The organism is Maricurvus nonylphenolicus, assembly GCF_042854845.1.
GTDB classification, from domain to species: Bacteria; Pseudomonadota; Gammaproteobacteria; order Pseudomonadales; family Cellvibrionaceae; genus Maricurvus; species Maricurvus nonylphenolicus.
Genome location: NZ_AP031498.1, coordinates 902,943 through 916,335 on the forward strand (window position 1 = coordinate 902,943; position 13,393 = coordinate 916,335).

Below are 13,393 nucleotides of genomic sequence, written 5' to 3' on the forward strand. Positions count from 1 at the left end.
TATGAGTACTTTTTGGAGCCTTTGGATTATTGGCCTGACCCTGACCAACCTGGTGTTGGTAACCTGGGTTTTATTTGCAAACCGCAAGGTTGCGGTAAGCGACGAGGATACACCGGAAAACAAAACCACCGGTCACGTCTACGACGGTATTGAAGAATACGACAACCCGCTGCCACGCTGGTGGTTCATGATGTTTGTCGGTACTTTGATATTCACGGCAATCTACCTGGCGCTGTACCCAGGTCTGGGTAACTTTAAAGGTTTCCTGGGTTGGACTCAGGTAAACCAGCTGGAGCGTGAGCAAGAGAAAGCTCAGGCAACTTACGTAGAAAGTTTTGGTAAGTTCTCTGCCATGTCTGTTGAAGAGGTTGCACAAGACCCTCTAGCACAGAAAATGGGCCTGCGTCTGTTCGCTAACAACTGTGCTGTATGTCACGGTTCTGACGCCGGTGGTAACTACGGCTTCCCGAACCTGACTGACACTGACTGGTTGTACGGCGGTAGTGCTGAGCAAATCAAGCACAGTATTACTTACGGCCGTAACGGTTCCATGCCTGCATGGGGCCCGATCATCGGCGAAGAGAATGTGGTTAACGTAGGTGAGTTCGTACTGTCTCTGTCTGGCCAGGATCACAATGCTGAGCAGGCAGAACAAGGTAAGCAGGTTTACGCACAAAACTGTGCCGCTTGTCACGCCGCTGACGGCACCGGTAGCGAAGTTGTGGGTGCACCTAACCTGGCTGACGATGTATGGCTGTACGCCAGTGGCGATCCAGAGAAGCTGGCCGCCGAGATTCGTCACTCTATCCGTAACGGTCGCTCCAACGTGATGCCTGCGCAAAAAGACATGCTGCGTGAAGACAAAATTCACCTGCTGACTGCTTACGTATACGGCCTGTCCCAAGAAGAGCAAGACGCCGAATAAGTCTTGCCTTCCATAAGGGCCTTTATACCGATCTGGTGACAGGCCCTTCCCGGTACCGCTCAATATATACAACTCCAAGAGCGGTACTGACTCCTTCTGGATCCACTTGATCCTCCTCTGACATCTTGCAAGACCATATAGCCTTAGGTGTAAAACAAGGAATAGAAGAGGTAGCAACCGTGAGTGAAAAAATTCCCGCCAAAGAAGTGCAGGAAACAGAAGAGCAACATATCCGTTATCGTCAGCTTTACGAAGCGGCCGATAAAATCTATACCCGTAAAGTCTCGGGATTTTTCCAGAAACTCCGTCGTTATACCGGTCTGCCTTTAATTGCAGGCTTCTTGTTGATGCCTTGGTTGGTCATCGATGGTCGCCCGGCCATGTTATTTGATCTGCCGACGCGTCAGTTCCATATCCTGTGGATGACGTTTTGGCCCCAGGATGGCATGTTACTGGCCTGGTTGCTGATCATTGCAGCCTTTACCCTGTTTACCGTCACTGTGCTGGTGGGCCGAGTTTGGTGTGGTTTTACCTGTCCACAAACCGTGTGGACCCTAATGTATATCTGGGCCGAGCATTTCTGCGAGGGTGATCGCAACAAGCGTATCAAACTCGACAAACAGGGCTGGAATACCGAAAAAGTTATCCGTAAAGGCGGCAAACACCTGATCTGGGTGGGGATTGCCTTTATTACCGGGCTAACGTTTATCGGCTACTTTACGCCGATACGTGAATTGATCATGGGATTTGTGCCGCAGATAGGTGCCGATGGTTTTGTCACCTTTGATGTTCATCCCGCAGCAGCCTTCTGGACCCTGTTTTTTACCTTTATGACCTATCTCAACGCTGGCTGGATGCGTGAGCAGGTGTGTAAATACATGTGTCCATACGCCCGTTTTCAGTCGGTAATGTACGATACCGATACCCTGGCGGTGCACTATGATGCTGGTCGTGGTGAAACCCGCGGCCCGCGTAAGCCGAAAGAGGACTACAAGGCCAACGGTAAAGGCGACTGTATCGACTGCTCCTGGTGTGTACAGGTATGTCCGGTGGATATCGATATTCGTGAGGGCCTGCAGTACGAGTGCATCAACTGTGGTTTGTGTGTCGATGCCTGTAATCAGGTAATGGATAAGATGAACTATCCGCGTGGGCTGATTCGCTTTACCTCGGAAGACCAGCTGGAAACCGGTCATACACACTTTGTGCGCCCGCGTCTGTTCGGGTATTCTTTGGCCGTTTTGGTGATGATCAGCGCATTTATCTATGCCATTGGCAATCGCCAGCCGCTATCCATTGATGTGGTGCGTGATCGTGGGACCAAAATGTACCGTATCAGTGGTGATAAGGTGCAAAATGTCTATACGGTTAACATCAATAATATGGATCGAAATGCTCATATTTATCGTATTGACGTGGTAGGTGAAGGCGATTATAAAGTCCGCGGCTATCGTCCTATGCAGCTGGAAGAAGGTGAGCGATTCACGCTGCCGCTACGTATAGTGGTGCCCCGTGACCAGTTACCAGAGTCGAAAAATGAAATCTCGATTCGAGTGACTGCCAAGGATGATGAAAGTATGACGGCCGAACAAAAAACCATATTTATCGGCCCCAAGAAATAATTATATTAATGTCATACCTGCGAAGGCAGGTATCCAGTCTCTTTATGCGGCTTAAGAAGAGTACGAAAAAGACACTGGGCTCCTGCTTATGCAGGAGCGACAAACAGCTCTAAAAGGTAGAAGATGAATAATATTAGTGGTTCCCAAGAACCCGTAGCCCCTTGGTACAAGCAATTCTGGGCCTGGTTTATCCTGGCTCCGCTGATTATTGTGATTATCGCCTGTACCATTACCGTCACCATTGCCTTTAAAAACAAAGATGATGTGGTGATCGATAATTACTACAAGGAAGGGCGCACCATTAACCAGCGTTTCGTTCAGGACGCCAATGCCCGTGAAATGGGCTTAAGTGGTGAGTTGGTATTTGACCGTCAACTGGGTGAAATACTGCTGAATTTGCAAGCTGACGAAGAGCTGCCTGCTGAGTTGGAGCTTGAACTCAGTCACCCTAGCAAAGCGGCCAAGGATATGTATTTAACCTTGAAGCAAATGTCCCCTGGACGCTATCGCACCGACTATGAAGGTACTCTGGAGAATCACTGGTATGTTCGTATTCTGCCGCACAAGGAAGAGCAGATTGCCGAAGCCCGCTGGCGTTTAAAAGGTGAGGTAGATTTTAAATACGGTGAACGCATCCACTTTGATGCTCAGGATCCCAGCCCCTAATTCCGACACTAAAGCTCTCTCCAATTTTATAGCATGACCGATTGTTATCACTGCGGCCTGGCGGTTCCGCCAGGCAGTGACTTCACCCTTACGCTTGAAGGCCAGTCCCGAGACTTTTGTTGTCCCGGTTGTCAGGCTGTTGCCGAAGCTATTGTTGATGGTGGCCTTGCCAACTTTTATCAATTTCGCAGTGAGCTAAATCAGCGCCCCGATCAGGAAGAGGCTACAGCCGATAAGTACGCGCCCTTTGATTTACCGGAAGTCCAGCAGGACTTTGTGCGTGAGCAGGATAATGGTCAGCGTCAGGCGCAGTTGATTCTGGAAAGCATTACTTGTGCCGCCTGTGTCTGGTTGATCGAGCATCATTTACAAAAAGTATCGGGCGTTACCGAAGTTAAGGTCAATGCTAATACCCACCGTTGTTTGCTCACCTGGGACCCCGAACAACAAAACCTGAGTCAATTGATGCACGAACTGGCGCGTATCGGTTACGCGCCGCAGCCGGGCACCGATGATCAACAGCACCGTGTACAACTGCAGGAGCAGCGCACAACCCTGATGCGTTTGGCGGTCGCCGGTATCGGTATGATGCAGGTGGGTATGTTTGCCGTGGCACTTTATGCCGGTGCATTGGAAGCTTGGGAAAGCTTCTTCCGCTGGGTAAGTTTCGCCGTAGCTACACCGGTTGTGTTCTACAGTGCGCGATCATTTTTCCAGGGCGCCAAGCGTGCCTTGCAAATGCGTCACCTCACCATGGATGTGCCTGTCGCCTTGGCGATTGGTGGTGCCTATACCGCCAGTGGCTGGGCGACTATATTTGGTGGCGGAGAAGTCTATTTTGATTCTGTCTCCATGTTTACCTTCTTCCTGTTGTGGGGCCGCTACCTGGAAATGCGCGCCCGGCATCGCAACAGTTTGGCGACGGGACGACTGGCACAACTGCTGCCATTAACGGCCGATAAATGGCAGGAAAATAATCAGTGCTTTGCGCCTGTGCCGTTAAAGAGTTTACAGGCCGGCGATCGGGTGCAGATCAGTGCTGGTGCTACTGTGCCCTGTGATGGGCTCGTCATTGATGGTCGCAGCGGTATCGTTGAAGCACTGCTAACCGGTGAGCCGGATGCAGTGGAGAAAAAAGCAGGGGATACCGTAACAGCAGGTACGCTGAATACCGATGCACCGCTGCAAATTGAAGTGCAGGCTGTTGGCGCCAATACACGCTTGTCGGCTATCGAACATTTGGTGGAACAGGCGCAACAAGAAAAACCGCGTCAGGTTGCGGTGGCCGATCGTCTGGCAGGTTATTTTGTTGGGGCAGTATTAATTGTTTCGGCGCTGGTATTTACCAGTTGGTACTTTATTGAGCCGGAACGAGCCCTGTGGATTACCTTGTCGGTATTGGTGGTTACCTGTCCATGTGCCTTGTCGTTGGCATCACCTGCGGCACTGACCGCAGCCGTTGCCGAGCTACGCAGTCGCGGGCTATTAATTACCCGTGGGCATGTGCTGGAAAGCCTGTCATCTATTACCCGTGTGGTCTTTGATAAAACCGGTACGCTCACTGTGGGTGAGCCACAAGTCAGTGATGTCCTGTTGCTGCAAGATGATATTGACCGTGATCAGGTGCTGGCGATTGCAGCGGCATTGGAAGCGGGCTCATCCCATCCGCTGGCAAAAGCCTTTGCGCCTTTTGCTGGCCGTTACTTTGGCCGTGAATTACAACAGAAAACTGGCCAGGGCGTGAGTGGCAGAGTAGAAGGAATTAACTATCGCCTCGGCCGTATCGATTTTGCCGCTGCCGAGTTATCCCAAGTTCCTACTGCACCAGATGTGACTTCGGGGCAATGGTTACTGCTTTGTGATAATGCCCGTGCTATTGCCTGGTTTGCGCTACAAGATACTCTACGTGACTCAGCCGCTGATAGTGTAAAACAGTTGCAGGCCAGAGGCTTAAAAGTTGAGTTGCTAAGTGGTGATAGCTCTCCTGTGGGACAACAGCTTGCCGACGAATTGGGACTGGATGATTGTCTCACCGGCGTGACACCCATGCAGAAACTGGAGCGCGTAAAAGCGCTTCAGGCGGCTGGTGAAAAAGTGCTGATGGTTGGCGATGGTATCAATGATATCCCGGTATTAAGCGGGGCTGATATCTCCGTGGCCATGGGTGGTGCGACTGATTTGGCGCAAACCCAGGCCGACAGCATTTTGTTAAGCTCTGACTTACACGCATTAAACAACGCCTTCGAATGCGCTGGCATGACCAAGCGCATTATCAGGCAAAACCTGACTTGGGCTTTAGCGTATAATGGCTCAGCATTACCTCTGGCAGCACTGGGTCTAATACCGCCTTACCTTGCAGCTATAGGCATGTCTTTAAGTTCGTTGGTAGTAGTTGTAAACGCTTTACGCATTCATAAAAACTAGCTTATGAATCGGGCACATTATCCATTAATGTCATCCCAGCGTAGGCTGGGATCCAGTGTCTTCAGCATGGCACAATAAAAAACACAGAGAAAACCGTGGAAAGCCTATACTTCCTAATCCCCGTAGCCTTATTGCTCTTAGCCATCGCCATCCGCTTCCTTTTCTGGGCAGTAAAAAGCGGCCAATACGATGATCTCGACACCGAGGCCCACCGTATATTATTTGACGACGACAATCCCAACCCCAAAGAGCCTGAAAAACCAAAAGACAGCAGTAAGCCGGACGACGAAGAGGAAAAATCCTAGTGGATCCGGTAAATGCCTACGCGGCGGCCTTTGCAGTAGGTCTGTTTGGTGGCGCCCACTGTTTGGGTATGTGCGGCGGCATTATGGCTGCATTGAGCTTTGCAGTACCGGCGGAGCAAAAATCCAAACGCCTGAGCATTTTACTGGGTTATAACCTGGGCCGTATTGGCAGTTATACCCTGCTGGGATTATTGGTGGGCCTGTTAGGGCAACAGTTAAGTGGCGGCAGTGGCATGACCGTAATGCGTTTTGTTGCCGGTGGTTTACTGATTGCGATGGGGTTGTATCTGGCTGACTGGTGGCGAGGCCTTACTCACTTAGAACGTTTAGGTGGGAGTTTGTGGAAATTTATGCAGCCTTTGTCTAAACGATTAATGCCTGTTAAGAATCCATTCAGCGCGGTGGCATTAGGGTGTGTATGGGGCTGGTTGCCCTGTGGATTAATTTACACCGCGTTGGTCTATGCCATGGCACAGGGCAATGCGATTGAATCAGCAGGTGTGATGCTGGCTTTTGGTTTAGGTACTTTGCCCACGGTGTTTGCCGGAGGCTGGTTCGCTGATCAGTTAAAACAACTATTGCAGGCCAAAGGGCTGCGCATAGTGATGGCGCTTCTCATTATCGGTTTTGGTATTTGGACGATCTGGATTGCTGCCAGTCATGCAGGTCACGGTGCTGATCATAGTGGCCACTCCAGTCATCAACTGCATAGTACCGATGCCGATAACCATAGCGCACCAGAGCATAAGAATAAGAATGAGGATGCATCGCCTGCCACTCATCACAAACATCACCATTAATCGGAAATCTACCGGTGAAGAGGGGAAAGAACTGCTAAGCTTTTTGTCGAAGAAGTATAGAAGTGGTTTCTTAAGGGAATAAGTCCGGTAGACCACTTTTACCAGATTGTAAAGGTGACCTATGGAACATGTACCCCGTGAACCTCTGTTGGATGTTGGCCGCGTGTTGCCAATACTCGACAAAATTTCCATCTTCGGCGGTCTGTCGGAGACCCAGCTTTATCGTATTTTTCAGCAACTGAAAAAAGTTAATTACGATGCCAATGAACTGATTTTTCATCAGGGCGATCATCCCTCTTATATTTATATTGTCCTCGCCGGGCGGGTACGTTTGGTCTTTGATGTTGACGATCATCCCCTGTCGAAAACCGAGCTGGATCAAGGTGCATGTTTTGGTGAGACGTCTTTGATTGGCGTGCAGTCCCACTCGGCCAGCGCAGTAGCCGTTGAAGATACCGAACTGCTGGTTCTATCGGGTGAAACCTTAAGTTTATTCTTTGAACAGGATAAAACCCTGTTCTCCATGTTAATCCTCAATATTGCCCGTGAAGCCAGTCGGCGTTTGCACCAAACTGACGAGCTTCTATTGCACTATTTACACGAAGGCCACCTGCACGAAGTGGAACCCATTTTGGATATGGTGGAGCCACGAGCGCAATTGGCACAGAGAGATGACCGTAGAGATCAGGACGTCGTCTAGGTATAGCTATAGATTTTACTATTGACGTGTTCTTATCTGCCGATACACTCATTACATCAAGCGATTAAATACTTCATAAGAATACAGTGCCGCGAGCACAAGGAATTGGCGCGCCAATCATGAAGCAAATCTTTGTCGCCAACCCAAAAGGGGGGTGCGGAAAGACAACCCTGGCGACACAAATTGCCAGTTACTATGCGGGTCAAAACCAGCAGGTAGCTTTGGTTGATCACGATAACCAACAATCCTCATTGGACTGGCTAAAATGTCGCCCCCAAGGTTGTGCGCCGATAGATCCTGTAAAAGCCTATAACGGATATAACGCTACGGTTAATGGTGTGGATTGGTCCATACATGATATGCCTGCAGCGTGCAGTCTTGATGACTTAAAAGACGCCATTGTCGGTGATGCCTATCTACTGATTCCTATTCTTCCTTCTCCAACGGATATTAAAGCCGGTGTGCGATTCTTAATGGCGCTTAATCGAGATCCCTGGTTTGCTGAAGCGAATATCAAGGTTGGTTTAGTGGCAAACCGGGTGCGCTCCAATACCAACTACTTTAAAGTGCTGGTATCGTTTTTGGAACAGGTTAATATGCCATTGATTACCAGTATTCGAGATACCCAGAATTATATTCGGGCTATGGATGGTGGTGTGGGGATTTTTGATTTACCGCCGAGTCGGGTTGTAACAGACAAAGAGCAATGGGAGCCATTGTTACATTGGTTGTCGGCTTCGCCATAGATCGAGATCTACTAGATATTCAATACAGCAGGAACGAGCAGATCCTTCAAAAAGGAACGTTGCTCATCTTTTCCATAATCATCCCTTAATAAGAGAATAGCCTGAACGTTCACAAGAAGTTCAAGGATTCTGACATTGCTGAGATCTTTTCTTATCAGACCTTTTCCACGCGCTTTATCTAAAATGGGAGACCAGGTGTCAATACCATCCTGTTTTGTGGACTCGCCACCACCTAATAACAGGTATTGCTCAAGTTGATGATTGGTTTCTTCCAGTACAATCTTGTGGAATAGCTTGTCTCTACGAGCGGCTGCAATCGAGATAATAGAGCCTTCTACCAGAGCCTCTTCAATATCAGAGAAGCTGGAAATCTTCTTTCGAATCTTATTGCCTATCGCAGAAAGGCGTTGATTGAGAATGTCTTCAATTAGACTAGCTCTATCTTCATAGACGCGATAGAGCGTTTTCCTGGAAATACCTGCTTCAGTGGCAATGTCTGCCATGGAAGAACTTTGAACACCAGACGTTTCGAAAAGCCTTATAGCGGCATCTATCACCGTGTCCTTTGATGTGGCTTTTGAGGATTTTCTCACTGCTGGTTTTTCTTTGGTGGTCACGATGAGTTCTTCGCAATAGGTGTTTAGGTTAAGGGCAAGACATTGTCTAAGACAAATATAAGTTTATCGAAGATGACGTGATTTTTACAGAATGAATTGCGCTGCCGTTAAACGTAATGTTGACACAAAAATATGATTCTGTCACCCTTTGTGTGCTCTGCTCTAATGAGTGATTTATAAGTCAATATGGTTCTTTCGAGCCAGTTATCGAGAAAGGTGTGCTGTAATGCTAGATAATAAGCGTGTTGTAATCACTGGTGCCAATGGTGTATTGGGAAAGGCTGTTACCAAAAAGGCGATAGATAACGGAGCGGCAGTGGTATTACTCGATATTGATTTTGATGAGGGTGTTGTACGTCAATCAGCTGAAGTTCATCACTACAAGGTAGATTTATTGAATCCTGACGATGTAGATAATATCGCTAAAGACATTGGGTCTATTGATGCGATTTTTAATATTGCTGGGGGATTCAGTATGGGGCCCTCAGTGTATGAGGTCAGTCAGCAGGAGTGGGATTTTCAATTCAGGATTAATGTGGAGACATTACGGAATACGGTTCAGGCGATGGTGCCAATGTTACTGGAGCGAGATTCGTCTTCGATAGTGAATGTTGGTGCCTTAGGTGCTTTAACGGGAGCGGCTGGTATGGGGGCATACTGCGCAAGTAAGAGTGCAGTTATGCGCTTAACTGAGAGTTTGTCTGAGGAATTAAAAGCTCAGGGGGTTAATGTGAATGCGGTACTTCCAAGTATCATAGATACCCCTGCCAATAGAAGCGCCATGCCGGATGCTAATTATCAGGATTGGGTGGATCCAGAAGATTTAGCCAATGTGATGTGCTTCTTAGCCAGCGATGCTTCACGAGCAATTCATGGCGCATTGGTTCCAGTGGCAGGTTTATCTTAAGGGTAAAGTTTACATCTCTAGCTGGCCGGTATTTGCATGAATCAAAGCGCCATTGATGACAGGGTTTTGAGCGCAGAAATAGATGGTTTTCGCTATTTCTAATGGGGCAATAAGCCTGTTTTTTGTTGATTGAGCAGCAATAGATGCAAGTAATTCTGGCTGCGTGCCGACATGCTCCTTTAGCATTTCTGTTTCTGTAAAGCCCGGGCATACGCAGGCCGTATGAATTTCTGTGTTTGCTAAATCTTGGCAGGTTGCGCGCATCATTCCTGCCACAGCATGCTTAGAGGTGACATAGGCCGCAGAATTGGCTACTCCTTTCTCACTTAGAGTTGACCCTATATAGATAATTGCTGACTTGGCGGGCATATGAGGTATCACAACCTGGTTAAGCATTGCTGGGAATATAACATTAACCGTCATGGAGCTTTGAAATGCTTGGCTATCAATCTGCTGTATACTGCCTTTAGCAAGTAGTGCGGCATTATGAACAAGTGTGATTGAATCTGTTGCAGAGATCTCATTGATTAGCTTGTCTTGAATGACTTCTAAACTGTATATATCTGAAAAATCAGCGCGTAAGTTAACTGAGCCTTCGATGGGGCAAGCGGTTCGTGAAATATTAATTATTTCATATCCTTCACGTTTAAATAGCTCTGCGGTAGCCAGTCCAATTCCTCGGCTAGCCCCTGTAATTAGTAATGTTTTCTTCATGATTAGCCTTTCTGCCATTCGCTGGATCCAGATTGTCCTGGACCAGATGAGACGTTGATTAAGATTCTTCTAATATTGTGTTTATTTAAATCTGTGTGGGAACTCAATAGCTGATTGAGAATGTAGGCCGACAGCTCTTCTACAGACGAGTTTAATAGTGGAAGCACATGTGTATCAGCAATAGGAAAGTGAAGCGTTTCATGGTCAAAGTTGACCTGATAGCAGCCATTATTTTTGGATATTTCGAGATGAGGCGATTTTCCCGGTAGTAATAAATATTCATCGAGTGCTTGGCAGTAAAGCTTGAGTTTGTCTTTGTAGAGTCTGTAGTTAAATGCGAGCCCGTCTTGCCCGACTGGCGCTTCTATTTCGGCAGTAACGGTGAAGTTATGCCCATGAAGCCTTTCGCGTTCCGTTGCAGAGAAGACGGTAAAGTGTGCCGCAGAGAATTTCATATATTCTTTGGCGAGGCGTATCGTTGTGAATCTATTGCTAGGGCTGTTCATATGTATACCTCTTTATTGCAGAGAAATACTAATTGCTTAGGATGCTACTTTGAGTAATGAGAGGAATTCATTTCTTGTGGCAGGGTTATCGCGAAAGGCACCAAGCATGGCTGATGTTTTCATGGAGGAATTCTGTTTTTCTACCCCTCGCATCATCATACATAAATGTTTAGCTTCAATGATGACGGCAACACCCTCAGCTGCTGTTAGCTCGCTAATGGCATTGGCAATTTGTGTGGTCAAGTTTTCCTGAATTTGCAGGCGTCTGGCAAATACATCCACTATTCTTGCTACCTTGGATAGGCCGATCACTTTGCCTGATGGGATATAAGCTACATGGCACTTGCCAATAAAAGGCAAGAGGTGATGCTCGCACAGAGAATATAGCTCGATATCTTGAACAACAATCATCTCGCTGTTATCAGAAGGAAACAGTGCACCATTGACCACATCTTTTACTGTTTTGTTGTAACCTTGAGTCAAAAAGTGGAAGGCTTTTGCAGCTCTAGCAGGGGTATCCTTGAGGCCCTCCCGGAGAGGGTCGTCAACACTGGCAATGACATCAAGATAGGCATTCTCTAGAAATAGTTTACTCATACATCTACCTCAACAAACTGGGCATTATTTACTGTTGGAGAGTTTTCCATACTAAGGTAGGCAGCATATATCCCTTATGCTGCCGTAACTTAGGTATTATCAGCCTCGATTGCGGGTAACCTGAACGAACTCACCTGGCGTTTTACCGGTTGGCTTGTCATTCAAGTGAGTCACTTCACCGTTAACAATGATGTAGGAGTAACCGCCTGATTTACTTTTCCTTCGCCAGTCACCGTTGGGCATATCGTGGGCGATTTCATAGCGTTCCCTATCGAAATGCAGCTCTTCTAAACCGTAAATAATAATATCGGCCTTGTATCCGGGTAATAGTGCCCCCCGATCCTTGATCAAAAGCGATCTGGCAGGTTTGTAGGCTAGCTGAAAGTGCATCTCCTCAACGGAAAGCAGTTTTTCTTCTCGCGCGAATCGAATCAGTAAATCGGTAGGGTAGTGTCCCATACCAAAGGACTTTGTATGAGCGCCGCCGTCTGAACCCCCAGGCACAATATAGGGGTTAAGCATCAGTTTCATGGCTTGGGCGGGATCCTCGGCACTAATACAGCCGGATTTTAGTTGCAGTGCCAGCTCGCTATCGCTGGCCAGTGTAATTAACACTTCAACAATATCTCGACCTTCTTCAGCGGCAATCTGACCAAGGGATTTATCGATATATTTTTCAAGGGCTTTGTTATCACCAATATCCAATATGGTTTGACCTTCCAAACCCGCAGCACCATTATTGGGGCCTGAGCTGGCGTATTCTTCAGAGAATGCCTGTACGAATTGAGGCTGGCGTATTAATGCAAGAACCTCTTCATCGGAGTTGCAGGCTGAAATTTGGCGAATGGCATTGAGTTGACCTGCTGCACTGTCAAGTTCACGCAGGCCGCCTTCAATCCAGCCGCGGTTAAGTTGCGCTCCGGCAGTAATGTTATAGCCCTTGCTGCGCATATCATTTAACCAGGCCAGATCATCATCAACCATTTGAGGAAGTAGATCGTGGGTCAGAAATACATTGTGGATAATGCGTACTGGCGTTCCATGAGCCAGTTTTGCGACTTTTTCGGCAATAGAGCGATCCCCAAAGTAAACGATTTGCGAAAGCATTTGAATAACCCCCTCGCCACGTTCTACCACTGCTCGACTAAGTTCGAGAATGGTGTGCTCGTCGATAACATCGGTTGGCATGGGCGTGCCGTCAGTATCTAAATGTGAATTTCCTTCTGCGCCCATCACCGACATGGATATACCCAGTGCTCCAGCATCCATGGCTTCATTAATCAGGCGGTGCAATTCCGTCATTTCTGCTTCGGTAGGGCGGCGCGTTTTGGCGGCATCTACGCCCATAACATAGATCAATAGGGGATTGATGGGTAAATAGGTGGAGATGTTTATACCTTTGGGTTGCTGTCGAATCACATCCAGGTATTCAGGGAAGGTCTCCCAGTTCCAAGGTAACGCAGCTCGTTGATGGGCAACGGGAATTTGCTCTGTGGTTTCCATCATTTGCATGCAGCGCTCAAGATCTGTCTTCTTCACAGGTGCTAGACCAAAACCACAGTTTGCATTGGCAACGGTAGTAATACCATTTTCACCAGAATCGGAACAATAAGGATCCCAGAATAAAGCCGCATCGTAATGGGTATGTTCTGTTATATGTCCAGGTGCGACAATTTTTCCGGCAGCGTCAATTCGATGTTTGGCTTTTCTATCTTTCAGGTTTCCTATCTCAACTACCTTGCCGTTACTGATAGCCAGGTCGGCGTAGGTGCCAGGGCATCCAGTACCGTCAACGATATAGCCGCCCTCAATGATGGTGTCGAAATCGCCCATAATATTCTCCTAAACTCTATATTAAGTGGCA

General features: G+C 47.8%; 14 protein-coding genes. 9 read left to right on the forward strand and 5 right to left on the reverse strand.

Features of this window, described 5'->3' with window-relative positions; translation table 11 throughout:
• Window position 1 precedes the first annotated feature (1 nt).
• The 8 genes from ccoP (at window position 2) to ACGHZ6_RS03830 (ending at window position 8,188) form a co-directional block, all read left to right on the forward strand.
• The gene (gene ccoP, locus ACGHZ6_RS03795) at window positions 2–925 is read left to right on the forward strand and encodes a cytochrome-c oxidase, cbb3-type subunit III (RefSeq protein ID WP_390617469.1); all 924 of its coding nucleotides are present in this window, start codon (window positions 2–4) and stop codon (window positions 923–925) included.
• 179 nt (window positions 926–1,104) lie between these two features.
• Window positions 1,105–2,547, forward strand: a complete 1,443-nt coding sequence (ccoG, locus tag ACGHZ6_RS03800) for a cytochrome c oxidase accessory protein CcoG (RefSeq protein ID WP_390617470.1) — start codon at window positions 1,105–1,107, stop codon at window positions 2,545–2,547.
• Window positions 2,548–2,670: 123 nt separating this feature from the next.
• Window positions 2,671–3,213 carry a FixH family protein gene (locus tag ACGHZ6_RS03805; protein ID WP_390617471.1) on the forward strand — a complete coding sequence of 181 codons (543 nt, stop codon included), beginning with the start codon at window positions 2,671–2,673 and terminating at the stop codon, window positions 3,211–3,213.
• Window positions 3,214–3,246: 33 nt separating this feature from the next.
• On the forward strand, window positions 3,247–5,637 hold the full coding sequence (locus ACGHZ6_RS03810; RefSeq protein ID WP_390617472.1) for a heavy metal translocating P-type ATPase: 2,391 nt from the start codon (window positions 3,247–3,249) through the stop codon (window positions 5,635–5,637).
• 95 nt (window positions 5,638–5,732) lie between these two features.
• A complete protein-coding gene (ccoS, locus tag ACGHZ6_RS03815) occupies window positions 5,733–5,942 on the forward strand; it encodes a cbb3-type cytochrome oxidase assembly protein CcoS (RefSeq protein WP_390617473.1) in 210 nt (69 codons plus the stop codon).
• Entirely contained in the window at window positions 5,942–6,742 is an 801-nt protein-coding gene (locus tag ACGHZ6_RS03820) for a sulfite exporter TauE/SafE family protein (RefSeq protein ID WP_390617474.1), read from the forward strand. Before ccoS ends, ACGHZ6_RS03820 begins: the two co-directional genes overlap by 1 nt.
• 121 nt (window positions 6,743–6,863) lie before the next feature.
• A complete protein-coding gene (locus tag ACGHZ6_RS03825; protein WP_390617475.1) occupies window positions 6,864–7,442 on the forward strand; it encodes a Crp/Fnr family transcriptional regulator in 579 nt (192 codons plus the stop codon).
• A gap of 119 nt (window positions 7,443–7,561) precedes the next feature.
• Window positions 7,562–8,188, forward strand: a complete 627-nt coding sequence (locus ACGHZ6_RS03830; protein ID WP_390617476.1) for an AAA family ATPase — start codon at window positions 7,562–7,564, stop codon at window positions 8,186–8,188.
• Window positions 8,189–8,199: 11 nt separating this feature from the next.
• Here the strand turns inward: ACGHZ6_RS03830 and ACGHZ6_RS03835 are convergent, their stop codons facing one another.
• On the reverse strand, window positions 8,200–8,805 hold the full coding sequence (locus ACGHZ6_RS03835; RefSeq protein WP_390617477.1) for a TetR/AcrR family transcriptional regulator: 606 nt from the start codon (window positions 8,803–8,805) through the stop codon (window positions 8,200–8,202).
• 226 nt (window positions 8,806–9,031) lie between these two features.
• Here ACGHZ6_RS03835 and ACGHZ6_RS03840 point away from each other — a divergent pair, with 226 nt between their 5' ends.
• Window positions 9,032–9,712, forward strand: a complete 681-nt coding sequence (locus ACGHZ6_RS03840; protein WP_390617478.1) for an SDR family NAD(P)-dependent oxidoreductase — start codon at window positions 9,032–9,034, stop codon at window positions 9,710–9,712.
• Window positions 9,713–9,721: 9 nt separating this feature from the next.
• Here ACGHZ6_RS03840 and ACGHZ6_RS03845 read toward each other — a convergent pair whose 3' ends face one another.
• The 4 genes from ACGHZ6_RS03845 to ACGHZ6_RS03860 form a co-directional block, all read right to left on the reverse strand.
• Window positions 9,722–10,426: an SDR family NAD(P)-dependent oxidoreductase gene (locus tag ACGHZ6_RS03845; RefSeq protein ID WP_390617479.1), complete on the reverse strand. Its 705-nt coding sequence runs from the start codon at window positions 10,424–10,426 to the stop codon at window positions 9,722–9,724.
• A 2-nt stretch (window positions 10,427–10,428) separates the two neighbouring features.
• The gene (locus tag ACGHZ6_RS03850) at window positions 10,429–10,932 is read right to left on the reverse strand and encodes a 6-pyruvoyl tetrahydropterin synthase family protein (protein WP_390617480.1); all 504 of its coding nucleotides are present in this window, start codon (window positions 10,930–10,932) and stop codon (window positions 10,429–10,431) included.
• 36 nt (window positions 10,933–10,968) lie between these two features.
• Complete coding sequence (folE, locus tag ACGHZ6_RS03855; protein ID WP_390617481.1) at window positions 10,969–11,529, reverse strand: GTP cyclohydrolase I FolE; 561 nt, start codon at window positions 11,527–11,529, stop codon at window positions 10,969–10,971.
• A 99-nt stretch (window positions 11,530–11,628) separates the two neighbouring features.
• Window positions 11,629–13,362, reverse strand: a complete 1,734-nt coding sequence (locus ACGHZ6_RS03860; protein WP_390617482.1) for an amidohydrolase family protein — start codon at window positions 13,360–13,362, stop codon at window positions 11,629–11,631.
• Between the last annotated feature and the right edge of the window lie 31 nt (window positions 13,363–13,393).

Excerpts from the sequence above, each read along its gene's own strand:
- ACGHZ6_RS03840 (WP_390617478.1), top strand. The coding sequence starts at position 9,032 with ATGCTAGATAATAAGCGTGTTGTAATCACTGGTGCCAATGGTGTATTG.
- ccoP (WP_390617469.1), top strand. The coding sequence starts at position 2 with ATGAGTACTTTTTGGAGCCTTTGGATTATTGGCCTGACCCTGACCAAC.
- ACGHZ6_RS03830 (WP_390617476.1), top strand. The coding sequence starts at position 7,562 with ATGAAGCAAATCTTTGTCGCCAACCCAAAAGGGGGGTGCGGAAAGACA.
- ACGHZ6_RS03805 (WP_390617471.1), top strand. The coding sequence starts at position 2,671 with ATGAATAATATTAGTGGTTCCCAAGAACCCGTAGCCCCTTGGTACAAG.
- ACGHZ6_RS03825 (WP_390617475.1), top strand. The coding sequence starts at position 6,864 with ATGGAACATGTACCCCGTGAACCTCTGTTGGATGTTGGCCGCGTGTTG.
- ACGHZ6_RS03850 (WP_390617480.1), bottom strand. The coding sequence starts at position 10,932 with ATGAACAGCCCTAGCAATAGATTCACAACGATACGCCTCGCCAAAGAA.
- ACGHZ6_RS03860 (WP_390617482.1), bottom strand. The coding sequence starts at position 13,362 with ATGGGCGATTTCGACACCATCATTGAGGGCGGCTATATCGTTGACGGT.
- ACGHZ6_RS03810 (WP_390617472.1), top strand. The coding sequence starts at position 3,247 with ATGACCGATTGTTATCACTGCGGCCTGGCGGTTCCGCCAGGCAGTGAC.
- ACGHZ6_RS03845 (WP_390617479.1), bottom strand. The coding sequence starts at position 10,426 with ATGAAGAAAACATTACTAATTACAGGGGCTAGCCGAGGAATTGGACTG.
- folE (WP_390617481.1), bottom strand. The coding sequence starts at position 11,529 with ATGAGTAAACTATTTCTAGAGAATGCCTATCTTGATGTCATTGCCAGT.